This window comes from Streptomyces sp. NBC_00539, assembly GCF_036346105.1.
Classification (GTDB): domain Bacteria; phylum Actinomycetota; class Actinomycetes; order Streptomycetales; family Streptomycetaceae; genus Streptomyces.
The window spans coordinates 2103649-2120607 of record NZ_CP107811.1 but is presented as its reverse complement, the minus strand read 5'-3'; the positions used below and the strand labels follow the sequence as shown (position 1 = coordinate 2120607).

Below are 16959 nucleotides of genomic sequence, written 5' to 3'. Positions count from 1 at the left end.
CGACACCACCACCGAAGGCCCAGGCCCATGACTGACAAGACCGCGGGCGGCGACGTCCGCCTCGCCGGGATCAGCAAGCACTACGGATCCTTCACCGCCGTGCACCCGCTCGATCTCACCATCCCCCAGGGCTCCTTCTTCGCCCTGCTCGGCGCCTCGGGCTGCGGGAAGACCACCACCCTGCGCATGATCGCCGGTCTGGAGGAGCCCTCCACCGGCACCGTCAGCCTCGGTGACCGCGAGGTCACCCAGCTGCCCCCGTACAAGCGCCCGGTGAACACCGTCTTCCAGAGCTACGCGCTCTTCCCACACCTGAACATCTACGAGAACGTCGCCTTCGGGCTGCGCCGCCGCGGCGTGAAGTCGGTCAAGAAGCAGGTCGACGACATGCTGGAACTGGTCCAGCTCGGCCAGTTCGCCGAGCGCAAACCGCACCAGCTCTCCGGCGGCCAGCAGCAGCGCGTCGCGGTCGCCCGCGCCCTGATCAACCACCCCCAGGTGCTGCTCCTGGACGAGCCGCTCGGCGCCCTCGACCTCAAGCTGCGCCGCCAGATGCAGCTGGAGCTCAAGCGGATCCAGACCGAGGTCGGCATCACCTTCGTCCACGTCACGCACGACCAGGAGGAGGCCATGACGATGGCCGACACCGTCGCGGTGATGAACGGCGGACGGGTGGAGCAGCTGGGCGCCCCCGCCGAGCTGTACGAGAACCCGAAGACCACCTTCGTGGCCAACTTCCTCGGCACCTCCAACCTCATCGAGGCCGAGGTGCTGGAGTCCGGGTCCGGCGACGTCGTCGTCTCCAGCGCGGGCGCGAAGCTCAGGCTGCCCGCCGCGCGATGTTCGACCACGCCCCGGGCCGGCGGAAAGCTGCTGGTCGGGGTGCGCCCCGAGAAGATATCCCTGGTCCACGCGGACGAGGAGGACACCATCGCGGCCGGCCGCAACAAGATCACCGGAACGATCGCCGACTCCTCCTTCATCGGGGTCTCCACCCAGTTCGTCATCGACAGCCCCGTCTGCCCGGAGCTCGAGGTCTACGTCCAGAACATCGAGCGCGACGTCCGCCTGACCCCGGGAGCCCGGGTCGTCCTGCACTGGAACCCGGACCACACGTTCGGCCTCGACGCGGCGCAGGACATCGACGCGGGCATCGAGACGGTCGAGGAGTCCGCGTGAGCGCCACCACCGCGCCGCCCCAGGCCGCCCCTGCGACCGACCCCCCGGTCCACAAGCCGTCGATGCGCAAGCGGCTGGTCCCGTACTGGCTGCTGCTGCCCGGCATCCTGTGGCTGCTGGTGTTCTTCGTCCTGCCGATGGTCTACCAGGCCTCGACCTCGGTACAGACCGGCTCCCTCGAAGAGGGCTTCAAGGTCACCTGGCACTTCCAGACGTACTGGGACGCCTTCACCGACTACGTCCCGCAGTTCCTCCGCTCGCTCCTGTACGCCGGCACCGCGACCGTCCTGTGCCTGCTGCTCGGGTACCCGCTCGCCTACCTGATCGCCTTCAAGGCGGGCCGCTGGCGCAACCTCCTGCTGGTGCTGGTCATCGCCCCGTTCTTCACCAGCTTCCTGATCCGCACGCTGGCCTGGAAGACGATCCTGGCCGACGGCGGCCCGGTCGTCGGCGTGCTCAACAAGATCGGCTTCCTGGACGTCACCAGCTGGCTGGGCATGACCGAGGGCGACCGGGTCCTGGCCACGCCGCTCGCGGTGGTCTGCGGTCTGACGTACAACTTCCTCCCCTTCATGATCCTTCCGCTGTACACCTCGCTGGAGCGCATCGACACCCGCCTCCACGAGGCGGCCGGCGACCTGTACGCCCGTCCCGCCACGGTGTTCCGGAAGGTGACCTTCCCGCTCTCGATGCCGGGCGTGGTCTCCGGGACCCTGCTGACCTTCATCCCGGCGAGCGGCGACTACGTCAACGCCGAACTGCTCGGCTCGGCCGACACCCGGATGATCGGCAACGTCATCCAGTCGCAGTACCTGCGCATCCTCGACTACCCGACGGCGGCCGCGCTGTCCTTCATCCTCATGGCCATCGTGCTGATCATGGTCACCATCTACATCCGCCGAGCGGGGACGGAGGACCTGGTCTGATGCGTACCCCCATCGCGTGGCTGCGCCGCAACCTCGTCGTGATCGCGGGTCTGGGCACCCTCGCCTACCTGATCCTGCCGAACGTCGTCGTGACGGTGTTCTCCTTCAACAACCCCACCGGGCGCTTCAACTACGCCTGGCAGGAGTTCTCGCTCGACGCCTGGAAGGACCCCTGCGGGGTCGCGGACCTGTGCGGCTCCCTGTCGCTCTCGCTCCAGATCGCCGTGTGGGCCACCCTCGGAGCCACCGTCCTCGGCACGGCGATCGCCTTCGCGCTCGTGCGCTACCGCTTCCGGGCGCGCGGCGCGGTCAACTCGCTGATCTTCCTGCCCATGGCGATGCCCGAGATCGTGATGGCCGCCTCGCTGCTGGCCCTCTTCCTCAACATGGGCATCAGGCTGGGCTTCTGGACGATCCTGATCGCCCACATCATGTTCTGCCTCAGCTTCGTCGTCGCCGCGGTCAAGGCGCGCGTCCTGTCCATGGACCCGCGGCTGGAGGAGGCCGCGCGCGACCTCTACGCGGGACCGGTGCAGACCTTCCTGCGCGTCACCCTGCCGATCGCGGCCCCCGGTATCGCGGCGGGTGCGCTGCTCTCCTTCGCGCTCTCCTTCGACGACTTCATCATCACCAACTTCAACTCGGGCAACACCGTCACCTTCCCCATGTTCGTGTGGGGATCGGCGCAGCGCGGTACGCCCGTCCAGATCAACGTCATCGGCACGGCGATGTTCGTCATCGCGGTGCTGGTGGTCCTCGCCGGTCAGACGATCGGCAACCGCCGCAAGAAGGCACAGCCCGAGTAACTCTGTAGGGAGTTGGAAGACATGGCCCCAGTCGCCATGCGAAGCGTTGCGCAATCCCTTTCCGAAGCACTGCCGGTCTCGTACTGGCTGGACGACCCGGGCAAGCCCGCCGCCGAGCCGGCGCTGACCTCCGACGAGGCCTGCGACCTGCTGGTCATCGGCGGGGGCTACAGCGGTCTGTGGACCGCGCTCATCGCCAAGGAGCGCGACCCCGCCCGGGACGTCGTCCTGATCGAGGGCAAGGAGGCGGGCTGGGCCGCCTCCGGCCGCAACGGCGGTTTCTGCGCCGCCTCCCTCACCCACGGCTTCGCCAACGGCCTGGCCCGCTGGCCCGGCGAGCTGGCGAAGCTGGAGGAGCTGGGCGCCCGCAACCTCGACGAGATCGAGGCGGCCATCGCCCGTTACGGCATCGACTGCGACTTCGAGCGCACCGGCGAGATCGACGTGGCGACCGAGCCCCACCAGGTCGAGGAACTGCGCGAACTGTACGAGGAGGCCCGCAAGCTGGGTCTCGCCGACGGCTCGCGCTGGCTGGACCGCGACGCGGTCCGCGCCGAGGTCGACTCCCCGACCTTCCTCGCGGGGCTGTGGGACACCGACGGCGTCGCCATGCTCAACCCCGCGAAGCTCGCCTGGGGCCTCAAGCGGGCCTGCCTGGGCCTCGGCGTGCGGATCTACGAGAACACCCGCGGGCTCTCGCTGACCGCCTCCGGCGCCGGCATGGCCGTACGCACCCCGTACGGGCGGATCTTCGCCCGCCGGGTCGCGCTGGGGACCAACATCTTCCCGTCGCTGGTCAAGCGGATCCGGCCGTTCACCGTCCCCGTCTACGACTACGCGCTGATGACCGAGCCGCTCACCCCCGAGCAGCTCAAGGCCATCGGCTGGGGCAAGCGCCAGGGCCTCGGCGACAGCGCCAACCAGTTCCACTACTTCCGCATCACCCCGGAGAACCGCATCCTGTGGGGCGGGTACGACGCCATCTACCCCTACAAGGGCAAGCTGGACTCCGAGTACGACCACCGCCCCGAGACGTACCTCAAGCTCGCGCAGCACTTCTTCACCGCCTTCCCGCAGCTGGAAGGCATCAAGTTCAGCCACGCCTGGGGCGGGGCGATCGACACCTGCTCCCGGTTCTCCGCCTTCTTCGGCACCGCGCACTCCGGCAAGGTGGCCTACGCGGCCGGGTTCACCGGACTGGGCGTCGGCGCCACCCGCTTCGGCGCGGACGTGATGCTCGACCTGCTGGACGGCGCGCGCACCGAGCGGACCGAGCTGGAGATGGTGAAGTCCAAGCCGATGCCGTTCCCGCCGGAGCCCTTCGCCTGGACCGGCATCGCCCTCACCAAGTGGTCGCTGGCCCGGGCCGACGCCCGGGGCGGGCGCCGCAACCTCTGGCTCAAGGTGCTCGACCGCTTCGGCCTGGGCTTCGACAGCTGACCGGCCCGACAGCCGACCCGACAGCTGAACGGACGCGCGGCTGAACGGATTCGACAGCCGACCGGCTGCGCGACCGGGGCTGCGGCTGCCGGGCGCGCGCCCGGCGCCGACCGTCACCGCACCGGTGGCCCGGTTCACCACCACGGTGTCGCCGAACCCGCGTCATAGCCGCGCCCCGCCCCGCTCTCTCCAGCCGGAGGCCCCGTTCGAGGGACCTTGACCGAGCTGGAGCGAACGGAGGCCGGGCGATGACGTTCCCGGGGGACAAGACGGCAGTGGAATGGCTGGTGTCGGTGGCGCCGGACCCGGACGCCTGCCGGTGGGAATGGGAGCGCAACCCCCTCGGGGTCGTCCTCCTGCCCGCCGGGCGGCACTGGGACGTACTGATCACCCCCGGCTGCCTGGGCCGGCCCGCCCTCGACGTGCTGACACGGCTCGTGGAGCGGCCCGGCCCGGTGCTCGGCGACTTCCCCGACGCCCGGCGGGGCCGCACGGCGATGACCCGGCTCGGCTTCTTCGTACCCCCCGGCACCGCCTGCCACTGGGTCGGTACGGGGGTGCGGGGGGCAGGACCCGGAACCTGGATCGCGGTCCCGTACCCGGGCCGGGCGACGGGCGGCCTGCGCTGGCTCGTGGCCCCGGACGGCCGGGGCACCCTCACCGACCCGGCGGTGCTGGAACTCGCCATGCACGAGGCGGCGGCCCGGTCGGCGGCGCGCGAGGACCCGGCGCCCTGAGGCGGCGCTACCCCCGGGACCGGGACCGGGACCGGCCCACGGCCCACCGCACCCCGAGCAGCAGCGGCGCGCACAGCAGCAGGCTCGCCAGGACGTCCAAGGGCCAGTGGAAGCCCCGCACGACCAGGCCCGCCGCCGTCAGCCCCGCCAGGAGGACGGCGAGCACCGTGGGCCAGGGGCCGCGGGTGTACGGGCGTACGAGCAGGGCTGCGCCCCCGTACGCCACGAGGGCCGTCGCCGTGTGCCCCGAGGGGTAGTAGCCGGCGGCCCACGGCTCCAGGGGGCCGGGGCGGCCGGTCCACTCCTTGAGCGGGACGATCAGCGCCGGCACCACGGCCATGGCCACCGCCGCTGCGGCGGCGCCTCCGCGGTCGCCGCGCCACAGGGCGTAGCAGAGCGCGAGGAGGAGCACGGGCAGGGCGACGGGGACGTTGCCGAGGTCCGCGAGGCGTTCGGTGACGGGGTCGGGGACCGTACGGACGAGCGCGCGGCTCAGCCGGGCGTCCGGGGCGAGCAGCGGACCCGAGACCAGGACCTGCCAGGTGGTCAGGGCGAAGAGGAGCGCGCAGAGCGCGGCTCGGAGAATGGCCGGCCGTCCCGGAACAGGGGGGGTGGTTCCGGGACGGCCGCCCGGATCGGGTTGCCGTGCGCCCCGGGGGGTTTGGGGCGTACGGCCGTCCGATCGGTGAGGAGTGTGCGCGAACGCATGCCCAGTGCGGCGCTGGGGAAGCCCGGTACTGGTGTCGCCCCCGGTTTCCCGGGAGCGGGGTGTCTCACTCATCTGCAGAAACCGTACGGCAGCGAAAAGGGGACCGACAGCAGGAACGCGCTCCTGCCATCGGCCCCCCACATCTTCTTCACAGCGCCCGACCGTTACCGGCGGTACCGGTGGGTCCCCGTGTTCGGACGTTCGCTCAGATGCCCGCGAAAGCGGCCTCGATGATGTCCAGGCCCTCGTTCAGGAGGTCCTCGCCGATGACGATCGGCGGCAGGAAGCGGAGCACGTTGCCGTAGGTGCCACAGGTGAGGACGAGCAGGCCCTCGGCGTGGCAGGCCTTGGCGAGGGCGCCGGCCGCCTCCGGGAACGGGGTCTTGGACGCGGGGTCCTTGACCAGCTCGATGGCGATCATGGCGCCGCGGCCGCGGATGTCGCCGATGATGTCGTACTTCTCCTGCATGGCCGTCAGACGGGCCTTCATGACGTTCTCGATCTTCTTCGCCGCGGCGTTGAGGTCGAGCTCCTTCATGGTCTCGATGGAACCGAGCGCACCGGCGCACGCCACCGGGTTGCCGCCGTAGGTGCCGCCCAGGCCACCCGCGTGCGCGGCGTCCATGATCTCGGCGCGGCCGGTCACGGCGGCGAGCGGCAGACCGCCCGCGATGCCCTTCGCGGTGGTGATCAGGTCGGGGACGATGCCCTCGTCCTCGCACGCGAACCACTGGCCGGTACGGCAGAAGCCGGACTGGATCTCGTCGGCGACGAAGACGATGCCGTTCTCGTTGGCGAACTTCACGATCTCCGGCAGGAAGCCCTTGGCCGGCTCGATGAAGCCGCCCTCGCCGAGGACCGGCTCGATGATGATCGCGGCGACGTTGTCGGCGCCGATCTGCTTGGTGATCTGGTCGATCGCCTGGGCGGCGGCCTCGGGGCCGCAGTTCTCGGCGCCGGTGGGCCAGCGGTAGCCGTAGGCGACCGGGACGCGGTAGACCTCGGGGGCGAACGGGCCGAAGCCGTTCTTGTACGGCATGTTCTTCGAGGTCAGCGCCATCGTCAGGTTCGTACGGCCGTGGTAGCCGTGGTCGAAGACGACGACGGCCTGGCGCTTGGTGTACGCACGGGCGATCTTGACGGCGTTCTCGACGGCCTCGGCGCCGGAGTTGAACAGCGCCGACTTCTTCGCGTGGTCGCCCGGGGTCAGCTCGGCGAGCGCCTCGCAGACCTCCACGTAGCCCTCGTAGGGGGTGACCATGAAGCAGGTGTGGGTGAAGTCGGCGAGCTGCGCGGAGGCGCGGCGCACGACGGCCTCGGCGGAGGCGCCGACGGAGGTCACGGCGATGCCGGAACCGAAGTCGATCAGGCGGTTGCCGTCGACGTCCTCGATGATGCCGCCGCCCGCGCGGGCGGTGAAGACGGGGAGCACGGAGCCCACGCCGCCGGCCACCGTCTCGAGGCGGCGGGCCTGCAGCTCCTGCGACTTGGGGCCGGGGATCGCGGTGACGATGCGGCGCTCCTGCGGGACAGCGGTCATAGGGGGCTCCTGGGGGGTGTTTTCGGACGCACTTGTGTCTTTGTCCGCAGGCTAGGCCCGGGGGAGGGGCGAGGGCATGCTCCGTTCGGGAGTGGTCCCCGCGTGTCCTTGTCCGTGACGGACATAGGAAGGACACGATTCCGCTGCACCGGTAGCCCCCCGCGGCCGCCGCCGGGCAACTACATTGAGCGACGCAGCGCAGGCACGGGCAGGGGGCAGGGTTCATGGACACCGACGGCGCGTACCAGGAGCAGCGGGTGGGGGGCGGCCGCGTGCCGAGGCCCGCCGGTCCTCCGCCCATGCCCGCAGCCCCCCCGGCCGCGCCGCCGAAGCCCGGGTACGCCCCGGGCGCCGGTCCCGCGTTCGCCGAGTGGCTGCGGGTCCCGCGGCCGAAGGCAGAACCCGGCACCTGGCGGTTCGGTCACCGGCCGCCCGCGAGGGCCGAGGCGGAACCCGCCCAGGACCGGGCGCTGCTGAGCGGGGCCGTGATCTCGTTCCTCGCGTGCGTGCTGGTCTGGTCCCTGCTGACGAACGGGTACATCCCGAAGGTCGACGTGCCCGTGAAGGCGCTCACCCCGCAGAGCTGGTGGCGGCTCGGTGACGACCCGGTCGACGGCCGGGGCGTCGCCGCGCTCCAGGCGTACGCGCTGCTGATCACCGGTGTGCTCGTGGTGTGGTTCAGCCGCCTGGGCTCCTGGCGGCCGGCCTTCGAACGGCTCGTCGCCGCGCGCGGCCCGGTGGCGCGGGTGGCGGGCGCGACGGCCGGGGCGCTGTTCGTCCTGATGCTCATCTGGACGAAGACGCTGACGGTGCTCGGCCTGGTCGGCGACCACCTGCCGTACGAGGACATGAGCGCGGGCACGCAGACCCTGGTCGCCTACCTCGTCTACGTGGTGACCGGGCTGCCCGTCGTGGTCTTCTTCGTCCGGCTGGCCCGGCGGACGGACGGGGCGCGGCGCGGGCCGGCGGACCCCGTCGCCGCCCCCGTCGCCGAGGACCCGGTCGCCTGGAACGAGCTGCGCGCGGCCGGGCTCCCGGAGGCCGCCGAGCGGCTCGCCGGGGAGATCGGCGCCGGGCGGATGAACGACGTGGACTACGCGCGGATCCGGCGGGCGTGGGAGAGCGTACGGGCCGACCCGGGGCGTGCCCGGGCCTTCGCGCAGGCCGTGCGGGACAAGGGGGCGGCGGCGTGCGTGCACCCGTCCGGCGCGCGGGACCTGCCCGCGCGGGCCGCGCGGCACGACCTGCCCGCCCGGCAGGTGCTGCTGGGCACCGTGGAGGACGGCGAGCGCAACCCCTGGGCCCGCCGCGGGACGGGGCTCGCGCTCGACCCCGACGTGCTCGGCACCTCCCTGCTCGCCGTCGGCCCCTCCGGCTCCGGCAAGACCCGGCGGCTGGTCCGCCCCGTCGTGGAGACGCTCGCCCTCCAGGCACTGGCCGGCCAGGCCGCGGTCATCGTCGTGGCCTCCGCCGGAACCGCCCTGGGCCCCGACACCGCCTACGACGTCGTGGTGCGCGTCGGCGACCCCGACTCCGTCTACGACCTCGACCTCTACGGCGGCACCACCGACCCCGACGAGGCCGCCTCCCTGCTCGCCGAGGCCTTCGCCGGTGACGTCCCCGGGACGGAGGTCCGCCGGGCCGCGACCGCCCTCGCCCAGCTGCTGGGCCCCTTCCACGCCGCTTACGGCCGCTTCCCCGGAGTGCCCGAGCTGCGCGAGCTCCTCGACCAGGTGCCCGCCGCGCTCGACGCCCTGCGCACCGCCCTGGAGGACACTGGCCGGCACGTGATGCTCCGCGAGCTCGACGCCCGCGCCCGCCAGTACGGCACCCCCGGCGACCCCGGGCCGCTGCTCGCCGACCGGGTGGCGCTGCTGGACCGGCCCGCCTTCGCCGGCTTCTTCGACACCACCGGGCAGGGACGGCCGTTCTCCCTGCGCTCGCTGGAACACCCGCTGCGGGTGCGCGTCGACCTGCCCGAGCGGGCGCACGCCGAGGCCTCCCGGGTCCTGGCCCGGCTGCTGCTCGCCCAGTTCAACGCCTCCGCCGCGGCCCGTACCGACCGCTCGCTCTTCGCCTTCCTCGCCTTCGACGACGCCTCCCACACCCTGACCCCCGAGACCGTGCGCGGCATCCAGCGGCTGCGCTCGGCCAACGCCGGGGTGCTGCTGGCGCTGCGCACGCTGGACGACGTACCGGAGGCGCTCCGGACGCCGCTGCTCGGCGCGGTCGGCTGCCGGATGGCCTTCTCGGGGGTGACCACCTGGGACGGCAAGCGCTTCGCCGAGGCCTGGGGCACCGAGTGGGTCGAGACGCGGGACGTGACCCACCGGACGGTCTTCGCGGACCAGCCGCTGACCCGGGCGGTACACGCCTTCCGCAAGCTGATCACCGGCAAGGCCGTCACCACGGACGCGGTGACCGTGCGGCAGGTGGAGCGGGAGCGGTGGTCGGCGTCGGAGCTCGCGCACGCGGTGCCGCCGGGGCACGCGGTGCTGTCACTGACCTCCGTCCGAGGGGAACGGGCAGCTCCGCTTCTGGTCAGGCTGGCCGGAACGAGCTGAGCGGACCCGTACGAGGTGGCAGAATCGAGGGGAGTCGTTCATACGACACGGCGAAATGGGCGGGCCCCCGTGGCCTCGCCTCCTCGCCTCCGCCCACCCTCCCAAGGCCCCTGGAAACCGATGCCGCTCACCCTCGCCTCGCTCGTCCAGCACTCGGCCCTCAAACTCGGCGTCCGGGCGGGGGAGGGCCGCCTCGACACCCCCGTGCGCTGGGCCCACGTCAGCGAGCTCGCCGACCCCGTCCCGTACATGGAGGGCGGCGAGCTGCTGCTGATCACCGCCATGAAGCTGGACGCGGAGGACCCCGAGGAGATGCGCCGCTACGTACGGCGGCTCGCGGCGGCCGGCGTCGTCGGCATCGGCTTCGCGATCGGCGTCAACTACGAGGCGATCCCCGAGGCGCTGGTCGACGCGGCGCGGGCGGAGGACCTGCCGCTGCTGGAGGTACCGCGCCGGACCCCGTTCCTCGCCATCAGCAAGGCCGTCTCGGCGGCGCTGGCGGCCGACCAGTACCGGGCCGTGACGGCCGGCTTCGAGGCGCAGCGGGAGCTGACCCGGGCCGCGCTGTCCGCCGACGGGCCCGCCGAGCTGCTGGCGAAGCTGGCCGCCCACGTGCACGGCTGGGCCGCGCTCTACGACACCTCCGGCGCGGTCGTCGCCGCCGCGCCGGACTGGGCCGCGCGCCGGGCCGCCCGGCTGACCCCGGACGTGGAGCGGCTGCGGGAGCGGCCCGCGCCCGCGAGCGCCGTGGTGGGCGGGACGGAGGACCGCGTCGAGCTCCAGTCGCTCGGCACCGGGCGGCGGCCCCGGGGCGCGCTGGCCGTGGGCACGGGAGCGCCGCTGGGCACCGCCGAACGGTACGCCGTGCACTCCGCGGTGGCCCTGCTCACCCTCACCACCGAGCGGTCGCGCTCGCTGCACGACGCCGAGTCACGGCTCGGCGCGGCCGTGCTGCGGATGCTGATGACCGGCGAGGCGGAGCATGCCCGGGCCGTGGCGGGGGACCTGTACGGGGCCCTGCTGGACGCCCCGTTCCGCATCGTCGTCGCCGAGCCGGCGCTGGCGGGGACGGCGCAGCCGGAGGGGCTCGCGCAGCTGGCCGACGCGGTCGAGTCGGCGGCGGCCCGGACGGGGGAGGCGCTGCTGGTGGTCCCCGAGGACGGGCGGTTGGTGGTCCTGGCGGCGGAGGCCGGCTCAGCGGTGCAGGCCTGCGCGCAGTACGCGGAGGCGCTGGAGGGGCGGCGCGGGCGGGACGCGGCCGGGCCGGAACCGGACGAACTGGTGGTGGGCCTGTCCGCCCCGGCGGGGCCCCCGGGGGTGGCGGCCGCCTGCAAGCAGGCCGACCAGGCCCTCGCGGTGGCCCGGCGGCGCGGACGGCCCCTGGTGGAGCACGAGGACCTCGCGGCGGGCTCCGTGCTCCCGCTGCTGGCCGACGACGCGGTACGGGCCTTCGCGGACGGCACGCTGCGGGCGCTGCGCGAGCACGACGCGAAGGGGCGGGGCGACCTGGTGGCCTCGCTGTACGCGTGGCTGTCGCGCCACGGGCAGTGGGACGCCGCCGCGGTCGACCTCGGCGTGCACCGGCACACGCTGCGGTACCGGATGCGGAGGGTGGAGGAGATCCTGGGGCGCTCCCTGGACGACCCGGACGTCCGCATGGAGCTGTGGCTCGCCCTCAAGGCCAGCCCGCCCGCGGCGTAGCTCCGGGGTGCCGCCGCGCGGGGGCTCGCCCCCCGCCCGCCCTTTCCCCGTTCCCGGGGAGCTCCGCCCGGGCCCCGCGCCCCACTCGCCCCGCGGGGCCGGAGTGGACCGATGCGACAGTGACAAAGCGGAGCGGCCGGGGCTGCGCGTACTCCACCCCGGCTAAACGCCGAATCCCGGAGGGAGTCCTACGGTGGAGGGGACAAGGACCCGCACAACCCGAAGGGCCGGGATTCGCATGACTTCCACCCACGCCTTCTGGCTCGCCGGCCGCCAGGCCACCGGCGAGGACAGCTTCGACGTCCACTCCCCGTGGGACGGCCGGCTGGTCGGCACGGTCAGCGTGCCCACCGACGCCCAGGTCGAAGAGGCCGTGGCCGCGGCGCACGCCGTGACGGCGGAGTTCTCCGCGACCCCCGCGCACGTGCGCGCCGCCGCCCTGGACCACGTCTCGAAGCGCCTCGCCGAGCGCACCGAGGAGATCGCCCAGCTGATCTCGGCCGAGAACGGCAAGCCCATCAAGTGGGCCCGCGGTGAGGTCGGCCGTGCGGTGTCCGTGTTCCGCTTCGCCGCCGAAGAGGCCCGCCGCTTCAACGGCGGAGAGGCCCAGCGCCTGGACACCGACGCCGGTGGCGTCGGCCGTCTCGCCCTGACCCGCCGCTTCGTCAAGGGCCCGGTCCTCGGCATCGCCCCGTTCAACTTCCCGCTGAACCTGTGCGCCCACAAGGTGGCCCCCGCCATCGCCGTCGGCGCGCCGATCATCCTCAAGCCGGCCCCGGCGACCCCGCTCTCCGGTCTGATCCTGGGCGAGCTGCTCGCCGAGACCGACCTGCCGGCCGGCTCCTGGTCGGTCCTGCCGGTCGCGAACGACAAGATGCCGGCCCTGGTGAAGGACGAGCGCCTGCCCGTCATCTCCTTCACCGGCTCCGACACCGTCGGCTACGCCATCCAGCAGTCGGTGCCCCACAAGCACTGCACCCTGGAGCTCGGCGGCAACGCCGCGGCCGTGGTCCTGGCCGACTGGTCCTCCGAGGCCGACCTCGACTGGGCCGCGACCCGTATCGCGACCTTCTCGAACTACCAGGCCGGCCAGTCCTGCATCTCCGTGCAGCGCGTGATCGCCGACGCCTCCGTGTACGACCGCCTCGTGGAGAAGGTCGTCGCCAAGGTCCAGGCGCAGGTCACCGGTGACCCCTCCGACTCCGCGACCGACGTCGGCCCCCTGGTCTCCGAGGACGCCGCCAAGCGCGTCGAGTCCTGGGTCGAAGAGGCCGTCTCGGCCGGCGCCAAGCTGCTGACCGGCGGCAAGCGCGAGGGTGCCTCGTACGAGCCCACCGTCGTCGCCGACCTGCCGGACGGCGTGAAGCTCGCCGTCGAGGAGATCTTCGGGCCGGTCCTGACGCTGCAGAGGGTCGAGAACACCGACGAGGCCTTCGCCGCTGTCAACGACTCGAAGTTCGGTCTCCAGACCGGCGTCTTCACCCGCGACATCCAGACCGCGTTCCGCGCCCACCGGGAGCTGGAGGTCGGCGGCGTGATCGTCGGCGACGCGCCGTCCTACCGCGCCGACCAGATGCCCTACGGCGGCGTCAAGCAGTCGGGTGTCGGCCGCGAGGGCGTCCGCTACGCGATGGACGACTACACCTACGAGCGCGTCCTGGTCCTCACCGGCCTGGACATCTGAGCCGACTCGTACGGCCCAAAGCCGACGGCCGGAGCCTACTGTGCGGGGGCTCCGGCCGTCCCCCTCTACCCCGTTCTCACCTGTGAGAACGGGGTATCGGTTTGTTCTCCACGGCACAACGGGCGCGGACTTGCCCGGCCTGATGACTGCCGCCGGCGGACCGGGGTGGCCGAGACGCGCCCGCTCCCCGGAGGTCAAGCGGCAAGCACACCTCCGAAGACGGGAAGATTGCGCAGCACCGTCCACAGGACGACCACGATGAGCGCAAGGCGCGGCCCCCACCACCGGGGGATGCCTCTGCGGCCGGTCCGGCCGGTGACGGCACGCAGCCACACGACAGCGGCGTAGGGCAAGAACGCGACCAGCAGCAGGTTGTAGTCGGCCGCGGCTGCCACGTGGGCGTGAATGAGCTCGTGGAGTGCGCGCAGGCTGCCGCAGCCCGGACAGTCGAAGCCCGTAAGGGATCGGAACGGACAGCTCGGGAACCGTCCCGGTCGGGTGGGGTCCACGAGCCCCACGATGACGGCGACCGCTGTGAAGATCGCCGCGCCCAGCCAGGCATCACGGAGGGTCTTCGCCGTCGGAGCCCGGGGAGCCGGCCCGGTGGCCCGGACGTGTGGGGAGGTCACGGCGTCGGCGCGGTGGTTGTGCTCGGCCCACTGGCGAAGCCGATGGCAAGAAAGACCACCCACGCCAGGAAGCCGACCGCGACACTCACGATGACGAAGAGCCTCGCCTTCCGCGAAGCTTCGGCGGCTCCCGCGAAGTCACCCACGGTCCATTTGCTTTGGACCTGTGAGGCGAAGACGATGGCGGCGATCCCCGTCGGCAGGAAGCAGAAGAGCGTGACGAGGATGGCAGGGGTCAAGTAGGAGCTCGGCGCTCCTGCGCGGCCTTTGTGCACTCCCGCTCCCCACTGCTGCTGGCGGCCTTCCGCGTCAGGAGGAGGTGACGAAGGAGGCGAAGACTGGGACGGCGGGGGCTGCTGCGGTGCGATGAACGGCTCCTGCCAAGGGGTCTCCGGACCCCAGTTGTCGTCGTGGGGAGGAGGCTGGTGTTGGTCTGCCATGGCTGCGCACCTCTCTGCGTCCGGACCCCTCAGGCAGGGGTCCACATCGAGCGTCGTGGGTCCCAGATCCAGCTGTCGCCGTAGGCGTCCAGACGGACCGCCTCCTCGTAGGCCCGCTCGGGCAGACCTGCGCCGAAGGTGACCCGCCCACCGGTTGCCGACTCGAACACGACGCCCTCGGGTGCCTGTTCTCTTTCCGAGTGGCCTGCCAGCAGTCGGTCCACGAAGGTCTTCAATCCCGTGTGGGCCTCTTTGGCGAGGAGCTGGAACAGAGTGCTGAGGAACGGCTGCATGACAGCGGTCGTTACCAGGACCGTAACGACGTCGCCCGCCCCCCTCCGGGTGGGCCGCAGCATGCACGTCGTCGGAACACCGGCCTCGCGCAGTGCATCTTGCCCTTCCAGGGCCGGTTCGGCGGGGAGCGACGAGGGCCAGAAGATCTCGACCTCGGGACTTTCCATGACTTTCTCCCTCTATCCCCGATGAGGCAGCGTCCAGCGCTCGACGGCACCCGCCCCGGTGCCCGTCACCAGACCTTTTCCACCGTCGAGGAAGGCCAGCCCCGCGAGCCGGTGCGGCAGCTGCGCCGCAACGGTCAACTCCCCCGTCTTCAGGTCCCACAAGGTGACCATTCCCTCGTCGTCGGAGATGGCCAGCGCCGAGGAGTCGGGGGAGAAGGCCAGATGGGAGGGTTGGCGCCCGTACTCCGTGCGCCGCAAGAGACGGCCGTCCCAGGACCAGAGGCGTACCCGGCCGTCCGTGCAGCCGGTGGCGAGGAGGTGTTCGGTGAGCGCGAGGCAGAGTATGGGGTGGGGTTGCGGCCAGGTCATCACCGGCTGCCCGGCCACGTCCAATTGGCGTACCACGCCGTCACCGGTCGCCACGACCACATGCCGGTCTCCCGGCGCGAAACGAAGGGCGCCGAGCCTGCCGCGGCCACCCCGGCGCTGCCAGCCTTTGGGCTCCTTCCCCGGCCAGGCCGCCAAATCCCGTACGCGGGCACCCCACGAGTTGTAGATGTAGATGTGGTCCCGGACGGTCGCGGCGAGCCAGTGGCCGTCCGCGCTGAATGCCACGGCGGAGCCCACTCCTCCCACGTTCATCACGCGCACCGGGTTCGAGGTCTGGAGGTCCCACACGATTACGGTTCCGTCGTTGTGCCGACTGGCCACATGCCGTCGCCAAGGGCCCCAGACCACACGGATCGGGCTCTCGCGCTGCACGGGCAGGCACTGCGCCACGAGGCCGCCATGGACTCCGTCCACGACGCGGACCACGCCATCGCGGCAAGCGGCGGCAAGGAGGTCGGACGGTCCGAGCGCCAGGTCGTTGCACGGACCGATCTCCGCGAGCAGAGCGCGGTGGGAGAGGCTGGGTCCTCGCGTGGGGGCCGTCGGCGCGGCCGGGGGCGGGGGCACGTTCACCGTGGTCCGCAGATGCGGCCCTTGTGAGTTCGGCGGTGCGTGCGGCAGCGAGAAGATCCGGGTTTCGTCGGATGCGAGGAACAACACGGGAGTGGCCCACTCAAGGCTGTCCAAGTCCATCTTCACGTCTTCACGCGCGAGGGTCACCGCGCGGTCCACGGGAAGTCCTGCTGCGATCCGCTCGTAGAACGAGGAGGCGAAGACGAGGGCGGCCCTGTCGGTGATCTCGTACTGCATGGCGACGACGGCCGGCACGCCGGCACGGACGAGATTGGCGGCGGTACCCGCGAAGACGTCGTCGGACCCGCTGACTGCGGATTCACAGGAATTCAGCACGATGAGACGGAGGTTCGGGCTGTCGGTGATCAGCCTCTCAAAGTCACTGGCATATATCTTTTTGGCAGCCCCGTCGGCACCGGACAACTGAATGAAACCGGCATTCCTTTCCTCGTCGAATCCGCCGTGGCTGACGCAGTGCAGGACGTGCCAGGAGCCAAACCGCAGCTCTCTCGCCAGATCCTGCCATTGATCCCCGGGCAGCCAGTGGACGTCCACGTTGTCGGAGCTGTACCGTTCGAGCGCCTGCGATATCTGCCCCTCCTCCCGTTTTCCGTCCAGCAGGGGAAGGTCGCGCGGATTCGCCGTAATGCCCAGTACGCGCAAGGGGAGCGTAAGGGGAAGTGGCGGTGCCGGGTTCATCAGCCGCAAGTACCGGACGATGGGGACACGAAGCGCCAGGTAGTCATCGCGAGACGGATCGACGAGGTACTCCCACGGAATGGACGCAACATGCGGGCCGTTCGTCCGCAGCAGGATCCGCACCGGGACGCCATGCCTGCGCGCCTCGCGGCGGCACAGGTCGAACTGAGTGGAAATGTCGTTCTGGAAGACGGTCTGCGTGAGGCGTTCCCCGAATTCGCGGACCGGTCTTTCGGTAGCGGGAGCGCCGCGAACGGGCAGGGAACTGTACGATTTGGTAAGTGACAGCTCCACCCTGGAAAGGGCGGATTGCAGGTCGGTCTCGGAATATGGTGCCGGCACGCGGATCAGTGCTTCGCCGCACTCGGAAGCGCACGACACGATCCAGCTGGTGTCGGCTTCAATGATTTCGAGCTGGAACGGTAGACCCTTCATTCAATCCACCTCCGCCCCTAGATATAGTTCACACCCGATATTTCGC

General features: G+C 71.6%; 14 protein-coding genes. 8 read left to right on the top strand and 6 right to left on the bottom strand.

Annotation, left to right across the window (positions count from 1 at the left end; all coding sequences use genetic code 11):
* Positions 1-27 precede the first annotated feature (27 nt).
* The 5 genes from OG861_RS09100 (at position 28) to OG861_RS09080 (ending at position 5088) form a co-directional block, all read left to right on the top strand.
* A complete protein-coding gene (locus OG861_RS09100) occupies positions 28-1179 on the top strand; it encodes an ABC transporter ATP-binding protein (RefSeq protein WP_329198741.1) in 1152 nt (383 codons plus the stop codon).
* On the top strand, positions 1176-2105 hold the full coding sequence (locus OG861_RS09095; RefSeq protein ID WP_329198742.1) for an ABC transporter permease: 930 nt from the start codon (positions 1176-1178) through the stop codon (positions 2103-2105). The genes OG861_RS09100 and OG861_RS09095 overlap by 4 nt, the downstream gene beginning before the upstream one ends.
* On the top strand, positions 2105-2911 hold the full coding sequence (locus tag OG861_RS09090) for an ABC transporter permease (RefSeq protein ID WP_329198744.1): 807 nt from the start codon (positions 2105-2107) through the stop codon (positions 2909-2911). Before OG861_RS09095 ends, OG861_RS09090 begins: the two co-directional genes overlap by 1 nt.
* 21 nt (positions 2912-2932) lie before the next feature.
* Entirely contained in the window at positions 2933-4351 is a 1419-nt protein-coding gene (locus OG861_RS09085) for an NAD(P)/FAD-dependent oxidoreductase (protein WP_329198746.1), read from the top strand.
* A 248-nt stretch (positions 4352-4599) separates the two neighbouring features.
* Positions 4600-5088: a hypothetical protein gene (locus OG861_RS09080; protein WP_329198748.1), complete on the top strand. Its 489-nt coding sequence runs from the start codon at positions 4600-4602 to the stop codon at positions 5086-5088.
* Between the two features lie 7 nt (positions 5089-5095).
* Here OG861_RS09080 and OG861_RS09075 read toward each other — a convergent pair whose 3' ends face one another.
* Complete coding sequence (locus tag OG861_RS09075) at positions 5096-5869, bottom strand: phosphatase PAP2 family protein (RefSeq protein ID WP_329198750.1); 774 nt, start codon at positions 5867-5869, stop codon at positions 5096-5098.
* Positions 5870-6002: 133 nt separating this feature from the next.
* Positions 6003-7337 carry a 4-aminobutyrate--2-oxoglutarate transaminase gene (gabT, locus tag OG861_RS09070; RefSeq protein ID WP_329198751.1) on the bottom strand — a complete coding sequence of 445 codons (1335 nt, stop codon included), beginning with the start codon at positions 7335-7337 and terminating at the stop codon, positions 6003-6005.
* Between the two features lie 224 nt (positions 7338-7561).
* Between gabT and OG861_RS09065 the strand changes: the two genes are divergently transcribed.
* The 3 genes from OG861_RS09065 to OG861_RS09055 all read left to right on the top strand — a co-directional run bounded on the left by OG861_RS09065 (position 7562) and on the right by OG861_RS09055 (position 13286).
* A complete protein-coding gene (locus OG861_RS09065) occupies positions 7562-9901 on the top strand; it encodes an ATP/GTP-binding protein (protein WP_329198752.1) in 2340 nt (779 codons plus the stop codon).
* A 120-nt stretch (positions 9902-10021) separates the two neighbouring features.
* A complete protein-coding gene (locus tag OG861_RS09060; protein ID WP_329198753.1) occupies positions 10022-11602 on the top strand; it encodes a PucR family transcriptional regulator in 1581 nt (526 codons plus the stop codon).
* A gap of 238 nt (positions 11603-11840) precedes the next feature.
* Positions 11841-13286, top strand: a complete 1446-nt coding sequence (locus OG861_RS09055; RefSeq protein ID WP_329198755.1) for an aldehyde dehydrogenase family protein — start codon at positions 11841-11843, stop codon at positions 13284-13286.
* Between the two features lie 194 nt (positions 13287-13480).
* Here OG861_RS09055 and OG861_RS09050 read toward each other — a convergent pair whose 3' ends face one another.
* From OG861_RS09050 to OG861_RS09035, 4 genes are all read right to left on the bottom strand, one after another.
* Entirely contained in the window at positions 13481-13915 is a 435-nt protein-coding gene (locus OG861_RS09050; RefSeq protein WP_329198757.1) for a DUF2752 domain-containing protein, read from the bottom strand.
* A complete protein-coding gene (locus tag OG861_RS09045) occupies positions 13912-14154 on the bottom strand; it encodes a CD225/dispanin family protein (protein WP_329198758.1) in 243 nt (80 codons plus the stop codon). The genes OG861_RS09050 and OG861_RS09045 overlap by 4 nt, the downstream gene beginning before the upstream one ends.
* Before the next feature lie 230 nt (positions 14155-14384).
* Positions 14385-14816 carry a hypothetical protein gene (locus tag OG861_RS09040; protein WP_329198760.1) on the bottom strand — a complete coding sequence of 144 codons (432 nt, stop codon included), beginning with the start codon at positions 14814-14816 and terminating at the stop codon, positions 14385-14387.
* 12 nt (positions 14817-14828) lie between these two features.
* Entirely contained in the window at positions 14829-16913 is a 2085-nt protein-coding gene (locus OG861_RS09035) for a CHAT domain-containing protein (protein WP_329198762.1), read from the bottom strand.
* Positions 16914-16959 lie beyond the last annotated feature (46 nt).

What these genes read in the sequence shown, in the direction of transcription:
- OG861_RS09100 (WP_329198741.1), top strand. Translation starts at nt 28, where the DNA reads ATGACTGACAAGACCGCGGGCGGCGACGTCCGCCTCGCCGGGATCAGC.
- OG861_RS09090 (WP_329198744.1), top strand. Translation starts at nt 2,105, where the DNA reads ATGCGTACCCCCATCGCGTGGCTGCGCCGCAACCTCGTCGTGATCGCG.
- OG861_RS09085 (WP_329198746.1), top strand. Translation starts at nt 2,933, where the DNA reads ATGGCCCCAGTCGCCATGCGAAGCGTTGCGCAATCCCTTTCCGAAGCA.
- OG861_RS09080 (WP_329198748.1), top strand. Translation starts at nt 4,600, where the DNA reads ATGACGTTCCCGGGGGACAAGACGGCAGTGGAATGGCTGGTGTCGGTG.
- OG861_RS09075 (WP_329198750.1), bottom strand. Translation starts at nt 5,869, where the DNA reads ATGAGTGAGACACCCCGCTCCCGGGAAACCGGGGGCGACACCAGTACC.
- gabT (WP_329198751.1), bottom strand. Translation starts at nt 7,337, where the DNA reads ATGACCGCTGTCCCGCAGGAGCGCCGCATCGTCACCGCGATCCCCGGC.
- OG861_RS09065 (WP_329198752.1), top strand. Translation starts at nt 7,562, where the DNA reads ATGGACACCGACGGCGCGTACCAGGAGCAGCGGGTGGGGGGCGGCCGC.
- OG861_RS09060 (WP_329198753.1), top strand. Translation starts at nt 10,022, where the DNA reads ATGCCGCTCACCCTCGCCTCGCTCGTCCAGCACTCGGCCCTCAAACTC.
- OG861_RS09055 (WP_329198755.1), top strand. Translation starts at nt 11,841, where the DNA reads ATGACTTCCACCCACGCCTTCTGGCTCGCCGGCCGCCAGGCCACCGGC.
- OG861_RS09040 (WP_329198760.1), bottom strand. Translation starts at nt 14,816, where the DNA reads ATGGAAAGTCCCGAGGTCGAGATCTTCTGGCCCTCGTCGCTCCCCGCC.
- OG861_RS09035 (WP_329198762.1), bottom strand. Translation starts at nt 16,913, where the DNA reads ATGAAGGGTCTACCGTTCCAGCTCGAAATCATTGAAGCCGACACCAGC.